The organism is Facklamia languida CCUG 37842 (genome assembly GCF_000245795.1).
In the GTDB taxonomy this organism is placed as follows: Bacteria; Bacillota; Bacilli; order Lactobacillales; family Aerococcaceae; genus Facklamia; species Facklamia languida.
In genome coordinates this window covers 1,341,559-1,362,996 of record NZ_JH601133.1, presented here as the reverse complement: position 1 = coordinate 1,362,996, position 21,438 = coordinate 1,341,559, and the positions used below count along the sequence as shown (strand labels likewise).

Annotated in this window: 19 protein-coding genes, 1 tRNA gene and 1 other annotated feature; of the genes, 8 read left to right on the top strand and 12 right to left on the bottom strand. The window is 43.4% G+C overall.

All coding sequences use genetic code 11. The features are described from left to right. Positions 1 to 1,203 carry an AI-2E family transporter gene (locus HMPREF9708_RS06315; protein WP_006309425.1) on the bottom strand — a complete coding sequence of 401 codons (1,203 nt, stop codon included), beginning with the start codon at positions 1,201 to 1,203 and terminating at the stop codon, positions 1 to 3. 129 nt (positions 1,204 to 1,332) lie between these two features. Here HMPREF9708_RS06315 and HMPREF9708_RS06310 point away from each other — a divergent pair, with 129 nt between their 5' ends. Further along, entirely contained in the window at positions 1,333 to 2,373 is a 1,041-nt protein-coding gene (locus tag HMPREF9708_RS06310) for a lactonase family protein (RefSeq protein ID WP_006309424.1), read from the top strand. 277 nt (positions 2,374 to 2,650) lie between these two features. Here the strand turns inward: HMPREF9708_RS06310 and HMPREF9708_RS06305 are convergent, their stop codons facing one another. Continuing rightward, positions 2,651 to 3,166: a PTS sugar transporter subunit IIA gene (locus HMPREF9708_RS06305; protein ID WP_006309423.1), complete on the bottom strand. Its 516-nt coding sequence runs from the start codon at positions 3,164 to 3,166 to the stop codon at positions 2,651 to 2,653. 137 nt (positions 3,167 to 3,303) lie between these two features. On the opposite strand from HMPREF9708_RS06305, the gene HMPREF9708_RS06300 reads away from it, so the two are divergent. After that, positions 3,304 to 4,137, top strand: a complete 834-nt coding sequence (locus HMPREF9708_RS06300) for an undecaprenyl-diphosphate phosphatase (RefSeq protein ID WP_006309422.1) — start codon at positions 3,304 to 3,306, stop codon at positions 4,135 to 4,137. 73 nt (positions 4,138 to 4,210) lie between these two features. Here the strand turns inward: HMPREF9708_RS06300 and serS are convergent, their stop codons facing one another. The 5 genes from serS to HMPREF9708_RS06275 all read right to left on the bottom strand — a co-directional run bounded on the left by serS (position 4,211) and on the right by HMPREF9708_RS06275 (position 10,317). After that, positions 4,211 to 5,506 (bottom strand): serine--tRNA ligase, encoded by a 1,296-nt coding sequence (gene serS, locus HMPREF9708_RS06295; RefSeq protein ID WP_006309421.1) that lies wholly within the window; start codon positions 5,504 to 5,506, stop codon positions 4,211 to 4,213. Between the two features lie 40 nt (positions 5,507 to 5,546). Next, positions 5,547 to 5,770 (bottom strand) — a binding site (T-box leader). Between the two features lie 231 nt (positions 5,771 to 6,001). Beyond that, a complete protein-coding gene (gene trmL, locus HMPREF9708_RS06290; protein WP_006309420.1) occupies positions 6,002 to 6,529 on the bottom strand; it encodes a tRNA (uridine(34)/cytosine(34)/5-carboxymethylaminomethyluridine(34)-2'-O)-methyltransferase TrmL in 528 nt (175 codons plus the stop codon). Between the two features lie 14 nt (positions 6,530 to 6,543). Further along, positions 6,544 to 7,719 (bottom strand): tRNA epoxyqueuosine(34) reductase QueG, encoded by a 1,176-nt coding sequence (queG, locus tag HMPREF9708_RS06285; protein ID WP_006309419.1) that lies wholly within the window; start codon positions 7,717 to 7,719, stop codon positions 6,544 to 6,546. Positions 7,720 to 7,790: 71 nt separating this feature from the next. Continuing rightward, the gene (locus HMPREF9708_RS06280) at positions 7,791 to 8,411 is read right to left on the bottom strand and encodes a 50S ribosomal protein L25 (RefSeq protein ID WP_006309418.1); all 621 of its coding nucleotides are present in this window, start codon (positions 8,409 to 8,411) and stop codon (positions 7,791 to 7,793) included. Positions 8,412 to 8,592: 181 nt separating this feature from the next. Beyond that, entirely contained in the window at positions 8,593 to 10,317 is a 1,725-nt protein-coding gene (locus HMPREF9708_RS06275; protein ID WP_006309417.1) for a hypothetical protein, read from the bottom strand. A 235-nt stretch (positions 10,318 to 10,552) separates the two neighbouring features. Here HMPREF9708_RS06275 and HMPREF9708_RS08620 point away from each other — a divergent pair, with 235 nt between their 5' ends. The 3 genes from HMPREF9708_RS08620 to HMPREF9708_RS06265 all read left to right on the top strand — a co-directional run bounded on the left by HMPREF9708_RS08620 (position 10,553) and on the right by HMPREF9708_RS06265 (position 12,165). Beyond that, positions 10,553 to 10,675 (top strand): hypothetical protein, encoded by a 123-nt coding sequence (locus HMPREF9708_RS08620; RefSeq protein ID WP_006309416.1) that lies wholly within the window; start codon positions 10,553 to 10,555, stop codon positions 10,673 to 10,675. Positions 10,676 to 10,783: 108 nt separating this feature from the next. Next, positions 10,784 to 10,855, top strand: a tRNA-Arg gene (locus HMPREF9708_RS06270). 359 nt (positions 10,856 to 11,214) lie between these two features. Further along, positions 11,215 to 12,165 carry a DUF4349 domain-containing protein gene (locus HMPREF9708_RS06265; protein WP_198004240.1) on the top strand — a complete coding sequence of 317 codons (951 nt, stop codon included), beginning with the start codon at positions 11,215 to 11,217 and terminating at the stop codon, positions 12,163 to 12,165. 97 nt (positions 12,166 to 12,262) lie between these two features. Here HMPREF9708_RS06265 and HMPREF9708_RS06260 read toward each other — a convergent pair whose 3' ends face one another. Beyond that, complete coding sequence (locus HMPREF9708_RS06260) at positions 12,263 to 13,225, bottom strand: L-threonine 3-dehydrogenase (protein WP_006309414.1); 963 nt, start codon at positions 13,223 to 13,225, stop codon at positions 12,263 to 12,265. A gap of 28 nt (positions 13,226 to 13,253) precedes the next feature. Next, a complete protein-coding gene (locus tag HMPREF9708_RS06255; RefSeq protein ID WP_006309413.1) occupies positions 13,254 to 14,441 on the bottom strand; it encodes a glycine C-acetyltransferase in 1,188 nt (395 codons plus the stop codon). 500 nt (positions 14,442 to 14,941) lie between these two features. Here HMPREF9708_RS06255 and HMPREF9708_RS06250 point away from each other — a divergent pair, with 500 nt between their 5' ends. The 3 genes from HMPREF9708_RS06250 to HMPREF9708_RS06240 all read left to right on the top strand — a co-directional run bounded on the left by HMPREF9708_RS06250 (position 14,942) and on the right by HMPREF9708_RS06240 (position 18,456). Beyond that, complete coding sequence (locus HMPREF9708_RS06250) at positions 14,942 to 16,063, top strand: PfkB family carbohydrate kinase (protein ID WP_232215551.1); 1,122 nt, start codon at positions 14,942 to 14,944, stop codon at positions 16,061 to 16,063. Between the two features lie 15 nt (positions 16,064 to 16,078). Continuing rightward, the gene (locus HMPREF9708_RS06245; protein WP_006309411.1) at positions 16,079 to 16,993 is read left to right on the top strand and encodes a pseudouridine-5'-phosphate glycosidase; all 915 of its coding nucleotides are present in this window, start codon (positions 16,079 to 16,081) and stop codon (positions 16,991 to 16,993) included. Between the two features lie 434 nt (positions 16,994 to 17,427). Beyond that, a complete protein-coding gene (locus HMPREF9708_RS06240; RefSeq protein ID WP_006309410.1) occupies positions 17,428 to 18,456 on the top strand; it encodes a BMP family lipoprotein in 1,029 nt (342 codons plus the stop codon). Positions 18,457 to 18,507: 51 nt separating this feature from the next. On the opposite strand, the gene HMPREF9708_RS06235 is transcribed toward HMPREF9708_RS06240, so the two are convergent. The 3 genes from HMPREF9708_RS06235 to HMPREF9708_RS06225 are packed head-to-tail and all read right to left on the bottom strand — an operon-like array spanning position 18,508 to position 21,399. After that, complete coding sequence (locus HMPREF9708_RS06235; protein ID WP_006309409.1) at positions 18,508 to 19,158, bottom strand: DUF624 domain-containing protein; 651 nt, start codon at positions 19,156 to 19,158, stop codon at positions 18,508 to 18,510. Further along, on the bottom strand, positions 19,158 to 20,519 hold the full coding sequence (locus tag HMPREF9708_RS06230) for an MATE family efflux transporter (RefSeq protein WP_040447819.1): 1,362 nt from the start codon (positions 20,517 to 20,519) through the stop codon (positions 19,158 to 19,160). Before HMPREF9708_RS06230 ends, HMPREF9708_RS06235 begins: the two co-directional genes overlap by 1 nt. Next, positions 20,506 to 21,399, bottom strand: a complete 894-nt coding sequence (locus HMPREF9708_RS06225; protein WP_006309407.1) for a metallophosphoesterase family protein — start codon at positions 21,397 to 21,399, stop codon at positions 20,506 to 20,508. Before HMPREF9708_RS06225 ends, HMPREF9708_RS06230 begins: the two co-directional genes overlap by 14 nt. Positions 21,400 to 21,438: the final 39 nt, after the last annotated feature.

Here is a 21,438-nt window from a genome sequence, read left to right as displayed (position 1 = left end):
TTAATCCTCTTGTTTTTGCTCAGCAATCTGGGCCCCATCCGGACCTGGTATCGAACTGGACTCACTCTCTTGATAGAGTGACGAATTTTTGCGGAAAATCTCAAAGAGTTCCGTGAAAATCACCTTCAAGACCGCATAAGCAGGCACCGCTAAGATCACACCCGTCAGACCGAACAGACGCCCGGCCCCCAGTAGGACGACCAGAATCGTGATCGGATGAATCTCTAGATTGGACCCCAAAATTTGTGGTTGAACAAACCGGCCTTCAATCACATTTTCCACCATTAGGACAATCGCGACCTTGACAAACATGAAGGGCGAGGTAATTAAACCAATGATGAGGGCTGGCACTGCCGATATCACCGATCCGAGATAGGGAATCACATTTAAGAACATGGCAAGGACCCCTAAAGAAACCGCATAATCAAGTCCAATGATGGTGTAGCCAATTGAGAACATAATCCCAACGATGATCGCCACAATAATCTGACCACGAATATACCGTCCAATTTGATAGTGGGACTTATAAAAGATAGTCTTACAGGTTTGGCGGTACTTATTGGGAATGAACTTTGTAATAACCGGCAAGAGCTTATAACCTTCTAGGAGCATATAATAGAGCAGAATTGGGATCGTCACCAAGCCAGCAGCTACGGTTGATACCGTCCCAATGACACTCCCCAAGCCACCAAAGGTTGAAGAGACGATCGGCTGAAACTGCTTGTAGAGATTATTATAATCAATCGATTGAACATTCTTGGCGGTATCGGGAAACACCTCTTCCAGATCCGGCCAAAAAGGGATCCTATTTAAGATTTGATCCATACTCTTAATATAATCGGGTAAATTATCAATGAAAGCAGTCGTTTGCCTTTGAACAATCGGAACGATCGTCGCAATTCCCCACACCAAGAGCAGGGTCACCACAATATAAATAATCCAAATCGACAGATGGCGATTGACCCCCCGCTTGGATAAGCGGATGACCATGGGGGATAAGAGATAATAGAAGATCCCCGTTCCAATGATGGGAAAAGCAAAGAATTGGAAGAAAGTTGCGATTGGTTGAAAGATATAGGCAATCTGAGCAAAGACCCAAATAACAAGAAAGAGTAACAGCAGAAAGATTAGCCGTTGAATATGTTGATTCTCCCAAAAAGCTACCCGGGTCGACTGGTTCGAGTGATCTTTGTTTGGTTCCATGATTCTCACTCCTTTCGACTTATCGTGAATCTATTCTACCATAGTTCGCAAAAAGATGGCGACGCTTACTTATCGAATGAAGAAAATCTTATGCTATAATCATAGTGATTTAATTGAGGAGGTTGGATAATGTTACAACAATTGATCCTGGGAGGCTATACCAAGCGCGTCAACGAGGGGATTCGGACCATCCGTTTTGATGAAAGTCTAAGGAGTTCCCAAGCAATCCAAAGGGTTCTACCGATTGATCACCCCACTTACCTCTGTCTATCCGATCAAGAAGATTCTTTATTTTCGATTGTCAAAGAGGAAACAGGCGCTGGGGTGGCGAGGTTCAAGAAGAATCCCTTAGGTGAATGGGTCGAAGACCAGCGTCTACTCTATACAAGGATTCCCGCTTGCCATCTCACCTATGATTCTATTCGACGGTGCCTATATGTCTCCAATTACCACCTGGGTCGACTTGATGTGCTTGCCTTGAATAGCCAAGACCAGTTGGCTGTTATGCAAACGATTCAATATGGTCAAGATCAACAAACCGATCCAACCACCCCCTCCCATATTCACTATGCCGGAATTTCTAAAGACGGCCGCTTCTTATGGGTCTGTGATTTAGGCCAGGATACTGTCTGGTCCTACCAGATTCAAGCTGAGGGATCGCTAGAAGCTGTGGATTCCATCAAGTTGCCCCAGGGAAGTGGACCGCGCCATTTGGTCGAACATCCTCACCACAATTGGCTTTATTTAGTGGGCGAACTCGATAACCAAACCACTTTAATCGAATTTGGATCCACCGGTCGCTTAAGCATCCTTCCCTCTTGGCCAAACCTTTCCGAAGAAGAGGGACAGGCCGCAGGAGCAGCCATTAAAATCAGTCAAGATGGACGCTATCTCTATGTGTCCACCCGGTTCACCAACCAAATAACCGTCTTTGCGATCGATCCCGAAACGGGTTACTTAACCCCTATCCAAGAAATATCGACCTATGGTCAAATCCCAAGAGACTTTGCCTTAAGTGCCGATGAAAAGTGGGTCTTCGTAGGCCACCAAGAGTCGGATTATCTTTCTTTATTTGAACGGGATGAAGCAACCGGTCAGCTCACTTTCATTCATAATGAAGTCTACGCACCGGAGTGTGTCTGCGTGGTCACGACTCAATCAAGGCCATAAGAAGATATTTATCACACTTGCTAGCTATTCCTTGGACTTAGATCTTGTTAGTTAAAATCAAATGATTCCTCACAATAAAATAAAACACCAATGTGACTTCACAGACAGCTAGCCGACTCGATCCTACCTGTCGGCCTAGCCTCTAGGCAGGGCCCAATGGGATCCGTCCAGAAAAGGAGCCCTTTGTCGGCCATGGTCTGTGATTAACCACTTGGTGTTTTATTCATTTGATTGATTGGGAGTCTCGCGTCATAGGCTGCTTGATAATGAGCCTCTCTTAATGGAAGGTTACTTTTCCGATCTCTTGCCCCTGACTCACCCTACCCGATGCGGTCAGTTCGAAGTGGTCCAGCACCTCATCCCCATTAGTGAAGACCAAAATCATAACATTGTCCTTATTCGCCTCTTCTAGGGCCTGGAAATCGACCGTAGATAAGAGAGTTTGCGGGTCCACGTCATCATGAGCTTTAACAGCTCCCTCAAAAGGCCCTCCATCTAAATGAACGGTATCAATCCCCATATGTAAGAGTAGCTCTAGCTTGTCAGCCTTTAAACCAATCGCGTGCTTGGTTGGAAAAACAGAATCCACTTGGCCCTTGACTGGAGAATAGACCTGATTTGATGAAGGCTTAATGGCAAACCCGTCACCCATCATTTTCTGGGCGAAAACGCGGTCATCGACTTCCTCTATATTTAATAACTCACCGTCACACATGGCATAGAGTGTGACTTCTTGACTTTGTTCTTGACTTTCTTCTTGCTTCCGCTCTTTCTTCTTGAAAAGATTAAACATGACATTCTCCCCTTTCTTATAATTTTGATTTTACCATACTTGCAGGCAGATACCCATTCTTGTGCTTCCTTTGACAGTGACATCCTTCTTTCTTTTAGTTATAATAACCTTGGTCAAATCAACAATGAGGTGAAATTATGCAAGCAGTCGACTTATTAGAACTATTGAAAATCTTTATCTTGAGTGTCGTTCAAGGCATTACAGAATGGCTCCCCATCTCCTCAACTGGCCATTTAATTCTAGTCGAAGAGTTTATTCAATTAAATTTGGACCCTGCTTTTATCGAAATGTTTCGAACCGTGGTCCAATTTGGCTCCATCCTAGCTGTGGTCGTCTTATATTTCAATAAACTCAATCCTTTCAACCCCGCCAAGTCCCCACAAGACCGAAAAGAAACCTGGATCATCTGGTTCAAGGTTGTTGTTGCCAGCATCCCGGCAGCAGTCCTGGGACTCTTAATCAATGACTACATGGAAATGTATTTTAATACCCCGACGGTTGTAGCTTCTGCCTTAATTATCTATGGATTTGCCTTCCTATGGATTGAAGACCGTAAGACAGGCCGTCATGCCAAACATACTAGCCAGGTCACTCAAATCTCCTACCCAACCGCCTTTAAAACAGGGCTCTTCCAGGCCCTCTCCTTGATCCCAGGGACCTCTCGATCTGGCTCAACCATCTTAGGTGGCCTCCTCTTAGGGATGGATCGAACGGTCGCTACTGAATTCTCCTTCTTCATGTCCATGCCCATTATGTTAGGGGCCTCCTTGGTTAAGTTGAAGGACTTCGGCTTCTCCTTCACGACAGCCGAATTAGTCTATCTCCTATTCGGAATGTTGGTTGCCTTTATCGTCTCCTTGATCGTCATTCAAAGCTTGCTCAAATTTATCAAGACAAATAACTTCAAGCCCTTTGGTTATTATCGTATCATTCTAGGGGCTATCGTCATTCTCTACACACTTTTCAAATAAAATCTTTTCAAATAAAATGACGCCTAACAAAAATGCTCACTGATGACACCATTCATCAGTGAGCCTTATTTGTTTACTTAGCGACTGCATTTTCTCGATTAATCTCTGTGATACCACCCATATAAGGCACTAATGCCGTCGGAATCTTGATCGTGCCATCTGCTTGCTGGTAGTTTTCCAGAATTGCGACCAGGGTTCGACCGACCGCTAAACCAGACCCATTGAGGGTATGGACATAATTCAACTTACCTTCTGCATTGCGGAAGCGAATCATGGCTCGTCTTGCTTGGAAAGCTTCTGTATTGGAGCAAGAAGAGATTTCCCGATAGGTATTTTGGCCAGGCACCCATACTTCCAAGTCATAAGTCTTGCTAGCTGAGAAGCCCATGTCGCCTGTGCATAGCGTGATCACACGGTAAGGCAATTCTAAAGCCTGTAAGATCTCTTCCGCATTGACCACCATGGCCTCTAATTCCTCATAAGAATGGTCAGGGTGAGCATATTTTACCATTTCTACCTTATGGAATTGGTGCATCCGGATCAGACCACGTGTATCCCGCCCCGCTGATCCTGCTTCAGATCGGAAAGAAGGGCTCATAGCCGTAAATTTAACGGGCAAGTCCTCGATATCTAAGACTTCATTCCGGTAATAATTTGTCAGCGGAACTTCCGCCGTTGGAATCAGAACAAAGTGACGGTCATCGTTCAATTCAAAAGTATCTTCCTTAAACTTAGGGTATTGACCTGTTCCAAACATCGATTCTTGGTTCACAATATAAGGTGGGATCACTTCTGTATAGTCATTCTTTTGGGTATGGATATCCAACATAAAATTATAGAGTGCCCGTTCTAGCCGAGCCCCCAAGCCCTTGTAGAAGACGAAGCGGGATCCCGTCACCTTACCGGCCCGTTCAAAATCGAGAATTCCCAGGTTCTCAGCAAGATCCCAGTGGTTTAAAGGTTCAAAGCTAAATTCGGGTACAGTCCCCCACCGTCTCACCTCCACGTTATCCTCTTCATCCGCTCCAATCGGAACCGAATCATGGGCAATGTTGGGTAAGCGATGCTCAATATTAGCTAAATCCTGGTCCACTCTGGCTAGGTCTTGTTCGAGACCACTGATCTGTTGACCAATTTCCTGCATTTGTTGAATTAAGGCCTCAGCATCCCCTCGATTGCGTTTAATCTGGGCAATTTCTTGAGAGACTGAATTACGCGTCTGCTTTAAGCTTTCGACCTCTGTTAAGAGGGTTCGCCGCTGAGCATCCAAGTCCTTAAATTGACTTAATGTGGCTTCCTCAACACCTCGGTTGGTTAATTTTTGGGTCACTTCTTCTAAATGCTCACGCAAATATTTACGATCTAACATGGTGATTCCTCCCTTAAAGTAAAATAAAGAGGCCTCCTCCTATTGGGACGAAAAGCCTCTTTTCCGCGGTACCACCCGAGTTCGAGATTACATCATTAATCTCACACCTTCATCATAACGGTGATGGACCGACTTTATTTAATCCTTGCTTTCATAAAGTAGACAATGCGGGGATTCCTTGACTGAATGGGATAGCTTCCATCAACCGCTACCTTTCTGAACCATCGAGGTCAAATACTGGTCGCACTTACTGATATCTCTATTATATTAAACATCATCCTTTAGTCAAGAATTTAGATTTTCAAGGGTGCCAATCTCAAAACTGAATCATGATGGTTCAGCAACCCCAATCATCTGTGTGGGAAGAAGTGCTAATATGCTTCGCTTTAGATCTCTGCATAAGTGATCACTTTCGATAGACGATCTCCAGTCATTTTATCCATTGCTTAGGCCCTGGTTTTTCTACAGCTATCAATTCTAGCTGTAGAATGCGCCCTACCAATTTAACCGCCGTGATTTGTCAGTATCCCGGTAGTGGTGAATGCCATCCAGTCCAGCAAAGTTCTGTTGGCGCAAGGCTTCATAAATTATAATGTTGGCCGTATTCGATAAGTTCAAGGAACGGATATGGGTATCATTCATCGGGATTCGAAGGCATTGGGCTTTATGTTCTTGCATAAAGGCTTCAGGTAAACCGGTCGTTTCTTTACCAAAGAGAAAGAACTGCTCATCCACACTCGGATCGGCCAGATCGGCCTGAGTGTAGATCTGGGGGGCAAACTTGGTAATTAAATAGAGACGTCTGCCAGCTAAATAGGTTATAAAGGTTTCCAGATCTTGATGATAAACAATCTCAACATGGTCCCAATAGTCGAGTCCAGCCCGTTTGAGCATCTTATCATCAGTCGAGAAGCCCAAGGGCTCAATCAGATGCAGTGTTGTGTTCGTTCCAGCACAGGTCCGCGAAATATTTCCGGTATTCGCTGGCATCAAGGGTTCAAAGAGTACAATGTGGTTTTTCATACGGTGTCTTCTTTCTATCGATTCACTGGTTTTTTACGTTTTTTCTCAAGTGTTTCAATGGCTTTTTGCATCTCTGTGACGGTTTCTGGGTCACTTTCTCGGTCAAGTTGACCCTTAATGAGATCGACCATCTGTTCGTTTTGAAATTTTTGAATCCGACTAACCGCATAAGCAGAAGTCGCCCGAATAACAGGTCGTGGGTCGCGCTCAATCAACTCCAAGAGCAGAGGTAGAGCGGTTTGGTCGCCATAATTAGCCAAAGAAACAATGGCATTGCGTTGCAAGGGTTTCTTGCCCCGCCAGGAGCCGGCTAAGGAACCGAATTGTCGCTTAAACTCCTTATTATTGAGGGTCAGCATAGGCTTTAAGGCTGGCTGAACCTGATCAGGCTGAGGCTCCATCTCCGGATGACGGTGATGGTCATGCCCCTTGTTATAGGGACAGGTAAGTTGGCAAATATCACAGCCATAAATCACATGGGTGATTTTACGACGGAATTTTTCCGGCAGGTGGCCCTTTGTTTGAGTTTGATAGGATAGACAGCGTTGTGCATTCATCCGACCATCTCCCAAAAGGGCTTGGGTTGGGCATGACCGGATACATCGATCACAATCCCCACAACCATTTGGAATCCGTTGACTGGGGGTGAAAGGAATGTCGGTAATAATCTCTCCTAAATAGACAAAACTACCGAATTCTGGGGTAATGATTAGCCCGTTCTTGCCAATAAAGCCAATCCCTGCTCGTTCAGCGACTGCCACATCAATCAATTCTCCGGTATCCACCATGGCCTTAAAATGATTATCTGGAAACAAGTCTTGCAGGTAGTCCATTAAGGCCTTCATTCGCTGGCGCAGAATTTCATGGTAGTCAAGTCCCCAAGAAGCTCGTGCAAAGCTGCCTCTTCGATTGCCAGGATCTGAGGGAAGAGGATTGGGTAGTTGACTTGGATAAGCCAGACAGATTGAGATGATGGACTGAGGCTGGTCAAAGATTAAGTCCGGATAAATTCGCTCCTTAAGATTGGGGTGTTCAAACCCACTGGTATAATGCCGTGCTTTCTGCTGCATCAGGCTTTCCTCCAAATGATCAAAGGGCTCTGCTGAGGCAAAGCCAATTTTGTCAATCCCAATCTCGAGGGCCTTTCGACAAACTTGGGCTTGTAAGGCAGCTAAATTCTGGTTTGTCACAGACGACCCTCCTCCTATAAAAAAAGCACAACAAACAAAATGTTCGCTGTACTCTTTTTATCATTTAATAATTATTCTTCTGATTCAGAATCTTCTTGCTCTTCACCAATTACTTCTGGTTCTGCTGCTTCTTCTGAATCGGTTTCTTCTGGTTCCTCAGAAGGAGCTGAGACAGAAACAATGGTTTCTTCAGATTCAACTAATACTTCAACGCCTGCTGGCACTTCAAGGTCAGCGATTGACTTAGAATCCCCAATTTCCATCCCTGTTACATCGATTTCGAATGAATTTGGAATCGTGTCGGGTGCTGTTTCAACTTCAACCGTATTCATCACTAATTCCACGATTCCTTCCTTGATCGTTTCAGCATTTACAAGGACTAGAGGAATTTCCACTTGAAGTTTTTGGTCAGCTGAAATCGCTGCAAGGTCTACGGAGTAAAATTGATCGGCTAAAGCTGCCTTTTCAAAGTTCTTTAAGATTACTTTTTGTGTCTTACCATCGTAATTCACATCAAAAACCGCATTTGATCCTTCTTTTTTAAGAAGGGCTTCAAACTCACGACGGTTAACGAGAAGAGAAGTTGCTTCTAAATCACCACCGTATAAGGATACTGGAATTTTTCCTTCATTACGTGCTTTCTTTGAAGCACCGGTCCCTGTTTTTGTACGTAATTCTGCGTCTAATGCCATGTATATGAACTCCTTTATTATCGTATTGCATTTAGGGTAAATGCGACTTGTAAAATTTGCACATTTAAGATCATATCAAAAAATCAGCCATAATGCTAGTACAAATTTTGAATGGATTAAGGCAAAAGGAGGAAGGCCCTCGCTTCCTCCTAGATTTTTCTTTAATTATTCTGCTAAGTCTCTATTTTTTCTTGGAATCCTTAAGGTTTTTGGTTACCTTATCCGCCTTGTCCTTTGCGTCTTTTTCTAATTCATTTGCCTTATCCTTAACATCTTTTTCGAGTTTTTCTGCCTTATCCTTGGCATCTTTTTCAAGTTTTTCTGCCTTTTCTTTAGCATCCTTCTCGATCTTGTCCATTGACTCTTTGGTGTCTTTTTCTAAGGCGTCCGCTTTATCCTTTGCGTCCTTTTCTAACTTATCCACTTGGTCCTTAGCATCTTTTTCAAGGTCTTCCGCTTTTTCTTTGGCGTCTTTTTTGACTTGGTCTACACTTGATTCCTCAGATGCTGCTTCGTCATCCTTAGCCTGTTCAATCAAGACTTCAACTGATGCCTTGAAATCTTCAAGGTAATCTTCGGCCCCTTCAATTTCAATCGCATCCAAATCTTCCTCATTCACAAGCGCTTCATCAAGGGTTTCAAAGACATCTTTCAAGGTTTGTTTATGGTCTTTCTCAAAAGCTTCGTTGGCTTCCTTATCTTCTGAAAGCTTTTCACCCTCTTCATTCACATAATCAAAGACAGATTCAATGATTTGACCGTCTTTTACCTGAATAGTGTGTTCCACAGCCCAACCTTCTTCATTAGCTTCGCCTTCGAGGATGTAGTCGCCATCTTTTAGTGCAGGCATTTCTTGGTCAAATTCGATCATGGTCTCTTTTGTATCCCCTTGTCGTGCAAGGTCTAGAAGGGTTTCAGCAGATTTCTTAAAGTGTTTGCTCGTCTCATTAGCTCCTGCTACAACCTTGATCTTAGCAGTTGGATCAGCTAAGAAGGCCTCATTCAACTCATCGATCGCATCTTTTAATGTCACTTCCGTCGCTTGCTCCATTTGAAGATTGTATTCTTCATCTTCACTTAAACGATCGCCTTTTTCATTTAGGTAATCAAAGTCTGATTCTACCACTTTCCCTTCTTCGACCTTGATCGAATGGGCTAAATGCCAACCTAATTCATTGGCTTCTCCTTTGACAGAATAATCACCATCTTGAAGTGGTTCTTCTTCAGCGACTGGTGCAACTGGGCTTACTTTCTTATCATATGATGAATCCTTTTCCTGATCTTCAGCAGATGTTTCTTCTTCAGAAGATTCTTCGGTCTCATCTTCTTTTGACTTGTCTTCTTTACTTGTTTCTTCAGACTTGTCTTCTTTTTCTTTGCTAGTTTCCTCTTCTTCAGAGGACTCTTCTTCTGTCATTTCGTCTTTTTTGTCTTCTTTACTTGTCTCTTCTTTATTATCTTCTTCAGATTTGTCCTCTTTGCTTGTTGTTTCTTTTTGATCTTCTTTATCTGTTTCTTCGGATTGGTCTTCTTTGGTTGTTTCTTCAGACTTTTCCTTTTTAGCTTTTTCTTCTTTACTTGTTGCTTCAGACTTTTCTTCTTTGGTTGTTTCTTCTACGGTTGTTTCTTCTACGGTTGTTTCTTCTACGGTTGTTTCTTCTTTGGTTGTTTCTTCTTCGGTTGTCTCTTCTTTCGTTGTTTCTTCTTCGGTTGTTTCTTCCTCAGTTGTTTCTTCTTTAGTTGTTTCCTCGATTGTTGTTTCTTCAACAGTTGTTGGTTCAGCAACTTGACTTGTTGTCACTTCGACCGTGGTGGTTTCTTTGGAATTATCTGATTGACAAGCAGCTAAGATTAACATTGAGCCGAATACAAGTGATCCTTTTAACAGCAACTTTTTGAACTTCATATAATCTTCCTTTCACTTATCTAAAACCCAACATGACATCATAACTAAATAGTAGTTAATTTTAAGCCTTTTGTCTACTAAATAACCTTTAAACTATGAAATTTAAGGTTCTATTTGAATAAGCAAAAATTATAATAAGAATTTGCGCAAAACAATTCACTTTTATTACGAATAGTGTATAATGGAAGTATAGAAAACGTTTTAATCTTTTAGCTCTCAAAAAGGAGGAGAAGTCATGGACGCATTTTGGGTTTTATTATTCACTACGATTTTTATCGCGGTAACCTTTGCGGTAGGATTAAATATGAATGATGATTTTGGAGATCCAGAAGATTCTCGTCACCCAAGTTTCTTCTAATCCTAACCGTTTTTTATGAGTAAGGCATGGTTCATTTGATAACTATGTCTTATTTTTTTATTTTCCCCTATTCTTTTTGATTTTCATTTGTTATAATGAATGAGTTACGTCGCCGTAGTGTAATGGATATCACGAGAGATTCCGGTTCTTTCGATGGGGGTTCGATTCCCTCCGGCGATATTAAGATAGGATATTATCAAGCTTTACGAGGGATGAAAGAAGCAAACAGCTTCTTTCATCCCTCTTCTTTTCTTGTAATACTCTCCCAATAAAACGATATACCTCTGAGTCTCTCTTCTTGCTTTCTTCATTAATTCGTTTCCTCTCCCATCTTTAACCTGGGACCATTATGAGCAATAAATTATCACCTCTGATTGCTAAAATGTTAAACTAAACTAAACCGTTCCTATTAAGCAAAATAAAGTGAGGTGCCTATGAAAAAGAAATTTAAAGCGCTTGCCCTACTCCTTCTGAGTTCCAGTGTACTAGTTGCTTGTGAGAGTAGCGCATTCAATAGCGGCAACAACTCAACCCCGGCCGTGTCGGAATTAGAGAAACAATCTCAAGATATTCTTGAAAGTCAACCCTTCATGGATTTCAATGGAATGATTTCGCAGGAAACGGTCAACTATCAAGAAGCAAAAGATAATTTAATGCAGACGATTACAGACCACCAAATCAAAATTCAGTATCAAGATGAAGGACGACATGTTACGTCCAATATCGGTCAAAACCAAGGCTTGATGGAACTCTCGATGACCCTAAAGGTTAAACGCGAAAACTTCATGGAAGCCTATAATGCCCTACAAAGCATTGATAAAGCAATCCTTATTACTTCCAACCTAGGAAGTGAAGATAAGGAAGACGAAGTCGATTATCAAGCGACAGAATTAGAAGAAATCGAAAAAGAGATTGCTGAACTTGAAAAGCAAATCGAAGAAGAAAAAGACAAGGACATTCGTGCAAGTCTTCATCAATCTCTTGACCAAGCGAAAGCACGTCGTAAAGAGCTACTTGATCAACAAGCAGCCACGGACAAGGACTTAGAATGGGGAACCATTAATTATTACCTCTTCGAACGAGAACGGATTGGTAATCAAGAAAATGATGACTTCAGCATTGGAACACAGGTCGGGTACTCCTTCAATAGCTTCTGGATTCGTACCAAACGTGTCTTCCAATGGGTGATTGTGTTTTTCCTCAATATCTTGCCTTATCTGCTCGTTCTATTAGTTCTTTCGCTCCTCTGGCGATATATTCTTGGTCCCGTCTTACGCAAGATTTTCCCTAAGCGAAAAGATGATCAGAAAGTCAAGGTCCACCCTGATCAAAAGAATCATCCCTCATACGGCTTGGCCCCAAGAAAAACGAAACAGGCGATAAACGACACTGAATCACAGAGTCAACCATCCCAACCGCCAATAAAAGAAGAAACTATTTATCCGAAACTTGAAGATGAGCCTGAATCCCAGGACCACGATCCAAAATAAAAATGAAGCCAAGGGTTAAGAAGACCCAAAAAAGCATCCGCGTCAATGCGGATGCTTTTTTATGACTCTAAATAGTTAAGCGCTAATCTCAAATAATTTACTCGTCTTTTGTTCCTAGCTTCTCACTTAGTTTTTCCAGCATATCTTCAACCATTCGGTCCAAATCATATTCTGCTTTGAAGCCCCACTCTTCTTGAGCAGCTGATACATCTAAGGCATTTGGCCAAGATTCTGCAATCGCTTGGCGGACTGGATCAACCTCGTATTTCATCTCAAAGTCAGGTAGATGCTTACGGATAGCGGCCGCGATCTCTTCAGGTTCAAAGCTCATTGCTGAGATATTAAAAGCATTCCGATGAACGAGTTGCGCTTCATCTGCTTCCATCAAGTCAATAATGGCTTGGAGGGCATCTGGCATATACATCATATCCATCTTTGTTCCTTTGTCAATAAAGCTGGTATATTCCCCTTCTTTAAGCGCTTGATAGAAGATGTCCACCGCATAGTCAGTCGTTCCCCCACCTGGTAGCGCGACATAAGAAATCAAGCCAGGGAAGCGAACGCCCCGAGTATCCAGACCATACTTGGTATGATAATAATCACAAAGTAATTCACCTGATACCTTGGTAACACCATACATCGTTGTTGGGCGTTGAAGGGTATCTTGAGGGGTATTGTCTTTAGGCGTCGAAGGTCCAAAAGCACCGATCGAAGAAGGAGTGAAGAATTGTAATTCTAATTCACGCGCTACCTCTAAGGCGTTGACGAGTCCTCCCATGTTAATTTCCCATGCTAAATAAGGCTTTTCTTCTGCCACTGCTGAAAGTAAAGCAGCTAGATGCATCAAGGTATCTACTTGATAGTCTTTGGCAATCGCCATAAACCGTTCTGCATCGGTGACATCAAGAATTTCAAAGTTTGGGTTCTGACAAACTGGGTGGTTGTCATCTTTACGAATATCAGTTGGAATAATATTTTCTGCCCCGTAACGTTCACTCAATGCACCGATTAATTCTGAACCAATCTGGCCCAAGGCACCGGTTACCATAATTCGTTTCATATTCTATATCCTCCTAAGTAGGCTTTCTTTAAATAACTCCAAGTTCCTTGCCAACTTTCTCATAGATAGCAATCGCTTGATCCAACATTTCCTTGGTATGAGCTGCAGTCGGCATATTCCGGATCCGGCCAGTTCCTAAAGGTACCGTTGGGAAGACAATGGACTTGGCATAAACCCCTTCTTCTCTTAAACGAGCTGAGAATTTCTGAGCCAATCCTTCATCGCCAATAATACAAGGAGTGATTGGTGTCTCAGAATTTCCAATATTAAAGCCGAGTCCTTGTAATTTTTCTTTGAGGTAGCGACCATTTTCCCATAATTTATCGTGAAGTTCACTTGATTCCATGAGAATTTCAATGGCTTTGGTGGCAGCCGCCGCATCACCTGGCGTTAAAGAAGTTGAGAATAAGAAAGGTCGTCCTGCTACTTTTAGCCAATCGATCAGTTGTTGAGATCCAGCGACATACCCGCCTACAACACCAAGGGCCTTCGATAAGGTACCAATTTGAAGGTCAATCTTATCGGATAGGCCAAAGTGCTTAACGGTTCCCGCACCTTGCCCCATGACACCTGATCCGTGCGCATCATCCACATACGTAATGAGGTTATATTCTTGAGCAATTTCAACAATCTCAGGTATCTTCGCCACGTCCCCATCCATGGAGAACACGCCATCCGTAATATACATGACTTTCTTGTAGAGGCCTGATTCTGTCGCTTCTTTAGCCTTAGCCCGCAAGTCTTCCATATCCTGGTGCTTGACTGGAATAATTTTAGCCCGGGATAGTCGGCAACCATCAATAATGGATGCATGGTTCAAAGCATCTGAAAGGATCGCATCTTCCTTGTTCATAATCGCGGACACAGCAGCCATATTACAGTTAAAGCCTGATTGGAAGGCAATTGCTGCCTCTGTCTTTTTAAATTCAGCAATCTTCTTTTCTAACTTGATGTGCACATCGAGGGTCCCATTGATCGTCCGTACAGCACCTGCACCTACCCCATATTGGTCGATCGTCGCTTTGGCTACTTCCTTCAGGCGTGCGTCTGTCGCCAAGCCCAAATAGTTGTTGGAAGATAGGTTAATGAGTTCTTGGCCATTGATCGTAATGATTGGCCCATTTGCTGAAGAAAGTGGCTCGATCTCATTATAGAGATTTTTAGCTTTCTTTTCTTCGATTGCCTCTGTTAGAAATTCTGTCAACGTTTGTACCACTGATGATTCCTCCTTTGGTATTTTCTTTATTATAAAACGTTTCCAGTACAAATACAAGCGATTCCAAGGAGAGTTAAATAATACTTTGATGGGATTCTCTTGATTGTTTAATGAGGAATTCAAAAATCAGAACAATCAAGCGCCTATTGGACAACAAATCAAAATGTCCTAATTTTGAATAGTCTACGTGCCACAGAAGGTCTGTCAGTCTAATAGCAGCGTGTCGCAAATGAAAAAACGACTGGGAACCACACTTCAAAGTTCAGCTTTCCAGTCATGGCCACCCTTTCATTAAGCAATGTCCTTCCTTCTTTTTGTCTTTCATAAAATGATCATGGACCGAAAGCTCATGATGATTGACCTTTTTAATTCCTAATCATTTATATTTGAAAAAAACTAATAAAAGCAGGACCTTCTTCTTGTTTTTTGGTGACTCTTTGGTATAATTAAATAGACAATTGTCCTTATAAAGGATTATTGTTGTTATCTTGTTGAAAGGAGTGGTAAGGATCGCTTTAACAGATAATGAATCGCGGGTCCTGGACCTTATCCGCCGGGATCCCTATCTCAGTCAAGCAGCCATTAGTGAGCAATTAGACTTGAACCGGTCCACCGTCGCCAGTATTATCGCCTCGCTCATTGCAAAACGTCACCTTAAGGGCAGGGCCTATGTTGTGAACCAGACCGCTGAGATTTATTGTGTTGGGGCCATGAATGTAGACCGCATCTACCGTCTACAAGAGCCGATTAGTCACCATACCTCGAATCCTGTCGTCTCCTCTGTCACCCTAGGTGGTGTTGGTCGCAATATTGCCGAGAATTTAGGCCGCCTTGGCGAATCCGTGAGCATGTTATCTTTAGCGGGCTATGATGCAGACTTTGACTTGATTCGTCGGACAACCCAGGCCTATGTCCGCCTTGACCATGTTCAGCAATTAGCGGAATGTTCAACCTCCTCCTATACGGCTGTTCTCAATGAGCAAGGCGAAATGGAAGTTGCCTTTGCTGATATGGCAGTCTGTGACCGAATGAATGGTGCATGGGTTCAAGAGCACACGGCAATTCTCCAACAAGCAGCTATGATTGTCGCAGACCTCAATCCCGAACGTTCTGCCATTAAGCAACTCATTCATATAGCCAAGACGCATGCCATTCCACTGGTCATTGTGCCAGTATCCGGTCCCAAGATGCACCATTTACCTCGCAATCTAAAAGGAGTGACCTGGCTGATTGTCAATCAAGATGAATCCGAACGATTCCTGGAGAAGACGGTCCAATCTGAAGAGGACTTTAACGAGTTAGGACAGCAATGGCTTGAATTAGGGGTCGAGAATGTTGTGATTACGCGCGGAACCCGGTCCATTCTTTACGCCAACCAAGAACAAGTCTTCAAGCATTTTCAGCCTAAACTATCCGACCATGTCGTGGACGTCACAGGAGCTGGTGACTCCTTCTCCTCTGGCATCATTTATGGTCTTAACCAGGATTATCCAGTTGATCAGTGTATCCAACTTGGCATGGCCAATTCCTACTTTACTGTCCAGTCTCCTTCCACTGTCCGAACCGACCTCAGTCGTGAACAATTAGAAGCAGATTATCAATTCATTACTAAGCAAGATTAAGAAAAGGAGCTTATTATGACCCATCATCCATTATTATCATTATCTAAAGAAGTCGCTCAAGCCTTAGAGAATAACCAACCCGTTGTAGCCCTTGAATCGACCATCATTTCCCACGGTATGCCCTATCCAAAGAACGTGGAGATGGCTAAAAAGACCGAGCAAATTATTCGGGACCACGGTGCAATTCCTGCTACTATTGCTATTATTGATGGCCAATTTAAGATTGGTCTGGAAGAAGAAGACCTCGAACGAATGGCAACAGCCAAAGATGTTCGCAAGGTCTCTCGACGTGACCTAGCTGAAGTATTTGCCAGTAAAGCACTTGGGGCCACAACAGTTGCAACAACTATGATTGGGGCGCACATGGCAGGGATCAAGGTGTTTGTAACAGGAGGAATCGGTGGCGTCCACCGAGGCTATGAAGACCATATGGATGTCTCAGCTGACCTAGAAGAACTGGGTCAGACACCTGTTACCGTCGTATGTGCTGGAGCCAAAGCGATTCTTGACCTACCACGAACCTTAGAATATCTTGAAACCAAAGGGGTGCCAGTTGTCGGTTATCAAACAGATTACCTCCCCGCCTTCTACTCAAGTCGATCCGAACATAAACTCGTCTCTCGAGCAGACTCCCCTGAAGAAATCGCAAGCCGCATGAAGATTTCCGAAGCCCTCGATCTCCAGGCAGGTACCCTGATCGCAAACCCGATCCCACAAGAATATGAGATCCCAAATGAAGAAATTGAAAAGATCATTGACCAAGCAATTGCTGAACAAGATGCAGCAGGTGTTCATGGTAAGGATTCGACTCCTTTCTTATTGGCTAAAATTGTTGAATTAACTCAAGGTCGCTCCTTAGAAACAAATATCCAATTGGTCTATAACAATGCTAGACTTGGAGCAAAAATCGCGGTTGCCTACCAGAAGTAAGGATAATCGGTCCTTAACACAAGAATCATCAGATCCATAAAAACATCAAATACCGAATGTTTAATCACTCGAAAAGAACTTTCCTAAACCAGTGCGCTAATAAAGCCGTCACTCGTCCATGCCTGAACCATCTCCCCATCGTCATGGGCCGGGTTGAGTCCTTTTCCTGCCTATGATTTTACATTCGGTATTTGTCTTTTTAATCGGATAGCCTTCACCTAACCTGTCTCTCAATTAAAGCGATTGAATATTTTCACCGATTTAAAGTGAGCCGAAAAACATGAACATTCCCTTCAACCAAGAGGCTAATTTATCTTCACCTATTGAATTGTCTGATTTAATACCGTACAATATGATTGTCAATGACCTAGAAAACGCTTGCTTTATTAAAGTTCCATAGGTCTATTGAAGACAAAATTTAATGGAGGGATCTTATGCGTAAATTCATTACTTTATCAATGGCAGCTCTTTCAGCCATTGGAGTTGGCTTGCCAATCGCTCAAGTTTCTGCTCAAGAAACAGTAGCTCCTGTGATCATTACAGACGTTGGTGGGGTTGATGACAAATCCTTTAACCAATCCGCTTGGGAAGGATTAAAAGCTTACGGCGATGAGAATGGCTTAGAAGAAGGACCAGGAGGCTACTTCTTCCTAGAATCTAAATCAGACTCTGACTATGTAACCAACATCAATACTGCTATCCAAGGTGGATCAAACCTCATCTTCGGTATTGGTTATAAATTACAACCAGCCATTAGTGAAGCAGCTGGTCAGCACACTGATAAGAACTTTGTCATTGTCGACGATGTAATTGAAGCGGATAATGTCGCATCTATCACTTTCAAGGATAATGAAGCGGCCTTTCTAGCAGGTGTTATCGCAGCTATGACCACTAAGACGGACCATGTCGGCTTTATCGGTGGTGTTGAATCTGAAGTCATCGACCGGTTTGAGGCTGGTTTCGTTGCTGGGGTAAAGGCTGTCAACCCTGATATCAAGATCAACGTGGAATATGCTGGTCACTTTGCCGATGCTCCTAAGGGTAAACAATTAGCCGCTGCTATGTACTCAGATGGTGCTGATATCATCTATCATGCTTCTGGTGGAACCGGTGCTGGAGTCTTCTCTGAAGCTAAAGACCGTGTTAAGAATGACCCAAGCCTTGAATTATATGTCATTGGTGTCGATTTAGACCAGGATGCTGAAGGAATCATCGAAATTGATGGCGAAGAACGTCACTTGACGCTTTCTTCAACCCTCAAGGAAGTTGGAACCTCAGTCAAGGCCTTTACAGAACAAACTGCTAAAGAAGGCTTTAAGGCTGGTCAGCAAAACCTCGGTCTTGCTGACGGTGGCGTTGATATTACAACAGACCAATTAAGCGAAGATGTTAAGAAGGCTGTTGAAGAATATAAACAAAAGATTATCGACGGAGAAATTGAAGTTCCTGTTAAGCCAGAATAAGGTCCTAAACACTAAACGAAGCCCGCAACAGATTGCTGTTGCGGGCTTTTTCTAGTCATCTCGTCGCCAATAGTGCCGAAACTGGTTAAAGCCTTTGCCCGAAGTGATCGCTTCATAGAAGGCTGCATGTGTACACCAAAAGATCCCAGGTCCAGCTAACACGATAAAGCCAGGACTGATCCGCCATAACAAGGCCATCCCTGTCCAGAAAAAGACCTTAAAAATAATCAGTTCCCCCATCCGAGCCAGTGTATAACTTAAGGCATTTCTTAATCGTTCGATCTGCGAATAAGTTTCAAAGCGAGCAGACAAATAAATAAACCACTCCCCTACCAGACAAAGGAGGATGAAGCTGATCGTATTGAGATAGAAGAGTAGCATTGCCCCCACCGTGCGTCCATAGCTCAAATAATAGACCGTGGTCAGAATGATTAAGAGGCTTAAAGACAATAGCCCACTTTCCTTCCAGTAGGTCCGAATGGCTCGACCATAGACCTGCCAAAAATCTCGCCAGAGATTCGCACGGATCAAACGGCTGGGATCTTTACGGTATTGCCATAAGTGAATGACCGCTATGCTGGAAGGAATCAAACCTACCGCTCCTAGCCCCACCACCAAACCTACTAGCCAGAGCAAATTGGAAATAGCAATGAGATAGATCCTAGAAAAAATTTTCTGCCAAAGGGTCTCTTTATAATCCATTAAACGTCATCCTTTTGATAATAAAGTGCTTGTTCCATCCATTGGCCACGATTCCAGCGGCGAATGAATAGCCACAGCCTAAAGCCTTCATCGATAATAAAGACGAGCCAGATAAAAGCAATCCCCCAATGCCAAACACGTCCAATCAAGAAGGCGACCGGCACGGTAAATAAATAAGTCACGATCACTGCAATCACAACAGGATAGCGAACATCCCCCATCACATTTAGGCTCGCAATCATGATCTCGTTACCGACCCGAGCCGGATCATACAAGGCGTTCAGCCATAAGAGAATGCGAGCAATGGCGATAATCTCCGAATTTTGGGTGAAGATACCTAGGATCCAGGGGCCAAAAAAGGCAAGCAATAGATTGAGGATCAGCCCAAGGCCCATAAATGAAAGAGTCGTCTTCACCGCAAAAGCTTGTGCCTGTTTGACTTCCTTCCTTCGAACCAAACGCCCCACAATGACTTGAACGGCCTGTCCAGCTGCAACCGATAAAGTAAAGACGATGGCAGTAATGGTTTGGGTATAAATCCTTGCATTCACCTGGATGGTCCCAAGCGAAGCGATCACGGCCGTAATGATGGTTTGAGAGAAGTTATAGGAGACATTCTCCATTCCTGACGGGATTCCTAAGGCCAGCATCCGTTGACCAATCTGCCAATCTTTCACCTGGAAATGACCCAGCCCCTTCCAGACCAAGGGTAAAATCTGGCGAATACATAGCAGAGATAGAACAGCACCCAGAAAGCGTGTAAAGAGTGTCGCCACAGAAATTCCCATGATCCCTTGACCGAAGAGCCCAAAGGGGGTTAAGAGAACTAGGGCATTCCCAGATATGACGAGCAGGGTGTTGATAATTGATACGGTCATGGCAACCTGCACTTTACCAAAAGACCGCATTAAAGCGGAAGCGGAGGTAGAAATAGCTTGAAAAGCTAAAGAAAAAGAAACAATTCGAAAGTAGGTCACTGATTCAGCCAGAATATCATGGGGTGTCTGCATCAAAGACATGATCGGGTAGCCACTGGTCAGGGCTAAGAGTCCAATCAATAATCCTAGACAGACATTCAAGAGGATGGATTGGCGGGCTACCCCCTGAAAATAATCCAACCGGTCGAGGTCTGCATTCTGCAAAAATAAGATGGTCGCACCTAGGGAGACAATCCCCATCGCCATCGTTCCGATGGCCAAGACCTGGTCTGCTAGACCAATCGCCGCCACAATCTGATCATTATAAAGCGAGAAAAGAAATACATTCACATTCCCAATCAGCATCATAAAGACCTGCTCGACCATGAGAGGCCAGTAGAGCTTCAAGAAGTCTTGCCGTAAGTTTGAATTAGATGAAGTCATCAACTGTCACCGTGTAAGTCTTAATCTCTTGAGTGTGCTGATTTAATTCGATGATCCGAACCCCCCGGTCTAAATCGCCATAGGTCTGATAGCCAGAGACATTTCCATAGACCAAGTGGATGCCTTGGTAGAGACCGTCAAAATTGTTCTCATGATCATGCCCAACAAACATGCCCCACACCTCTCCATCAAGGTAAAGATTAGCGAAGAGGCCTGTATTAATATAAGGAGCAGAGATCGCATCATTCGTCTCAAGATTAACCCCCGCTAGAATATGCGTCGCCGCCTTCCAATACTCTGGCAAGGGAATGTGTTGGAAGACAAGATTGCGCTTAACCCGGTCGCCACGCCGATAAAGATTCGACACTTGTCTAAACCAAGCCACTTGTTCGGGTTGGTTCCAATCATAAATTCCAATCGGCAATGGCGCAGCAGCTCCAGAATCGAGAAAATAAAGGGTGTTTTCGACTTGATCGTGATCATGTCCCAGAATTTCCAAGGTATAAGATTCACGGTCATCGACAATAAGCGAATGGTGTTTATCCGCCCTCATCTCCACACACTCTTCAAAAATTCGCCTGAGGTCTGAGCGTGTAATGATTTCTTCTGAATCATGATTGCCAAAGGTAACCGCCATGGGAACCTTAGCCTGATCAAAGTAATGCAGGCACTGAGCAAACACTTGATCAGCATCCTTCACACCTTCTGACCAGATTACATCCCCTGTATGGACGATCAAGTCAACGTCAAAATGGTCTAAGGCCTTGGTAATTAGTTGAAAGGTGCGATGGTCATCCTCATGAAACGGCATGTTGCCAATATGAGTATCCGTAAATTGAATAATGGTAAATGTTCCATCCTCACGGTATCTTAATTGCATCCTGATCCTCCTCTACTTAATTGACTATCCCTAATAACT

Excerpts from the sequence above, each read along its gene's own strand:
- HMPREF9708_RS06315 (WP_006309425.1), bottom strand. The coding sequence starts at position 1,203 with ATGGAACCAAACAAAGATCACTCGAACCAGTCGACCCGGGTAGCTTTT.
- HMPREF9708_RS06310 (WP_006309424.1), top strand. The coding sequence starts at position 1,333 with ATGTTACAACAATTGATCCTGGGAGGCTATACCAAGCGCGTCAACGAG.
- HMPREF9708_RS06305 (WP_006309423.1), bottom strand. The coding sequence starts at position 3,166 with ATGTTTAATCTTTTCAAGAAGAAAGAGCGGAAGCAAGAAGAAAGTCAA.
- HMPREF9708_RS06300 (WP_006309422.1), top strand. The coding sequence starts at position 3,304 with ATGCAAGCAGTCGACTTATTAGAACTATTGAAAATCTTTATCTTGAGT.
- serS (WP_006309421.1), bottom strand. The coding sequence starts at position 5,506 with ATGTTAGATCGTAAATATTTGCGTGAGCATTTAGAAGAAGTGACCCAA.
- trmL (WP_006309420.1), bottom strand. The coding sequence starts at position 6,529 with ATGAAAAACCACATTGTACTCTTTGAACCCTTGATGCCAGCGAATACC.
- HMPREF9708_RS06280 (WP_006309418.1), bottom strand. The coding sequence starts at position 8,411 with ATGGCATTAGACGCAGAATTACGTACAAAAACAGGGACCGGTGCTTCA.
- HMPREF9708_RS06275 (WP_006309417.1), bottom strand. The coding sequence starts at position 10,317 with ATGAAGTTCAAAAAGTTGCTGTTAAAAGGATCACTTGTATTCGGCTCA.
- HMPREF9708_RS08620 (WP_006309416.1), top strand. The coding sequence starts at position 10,553 with ATGGACGCATTTTGGGTTTTATTATTCACTACGATTTTTATCGCGGTA.
- HMPREF9708_RS06260 (WP_006309414.1), bottom strand. The coding sequence starts at position 13,225 with ATGAAACGAATTATGGTAACCGGTGCCTTGGGCCAGATTGGTTCAGAA.
- HMPREF9708_RS06245 (WP_006309411.1), top strand. The coding sequence starts at position 16,079 with ATGACCCATCATCCATTATTATCATTATCTAAAGAAGTCGCTCAAGCC.
- HMPREF9708_RS06240 (WP_006309410.1), top strand. The coding sequence starts at position 17,428 with ATGCGTAAATTCATTACTTTATCAATGGCAGCTCTTTCAGCCATTGGA.
- HMPREF9708_RS06235 (WP_006309409.1), bottom strand. The coding sequence starts at position 19,158 with ATGGATTATAAAGAGACCCTTTGGCAGAAAATTTTTTCTAGGATCTAT.
- HMPREF9708_RS06230 (WP_040447819.1), bottom strand. The coding sequence starts at position 20,519 with ATGACTTCATCTAATTCAAACTTACGGCAAGACTTCTTGAAGCTCTAC.
- HMPREF9708_RS06225 (WP_006309407.1), bottom strand. The coding sequence starts at position 21,399 with ATGCAATTAAGATACCGTGAGGATGGAACATTTACCATTATTCAATTT.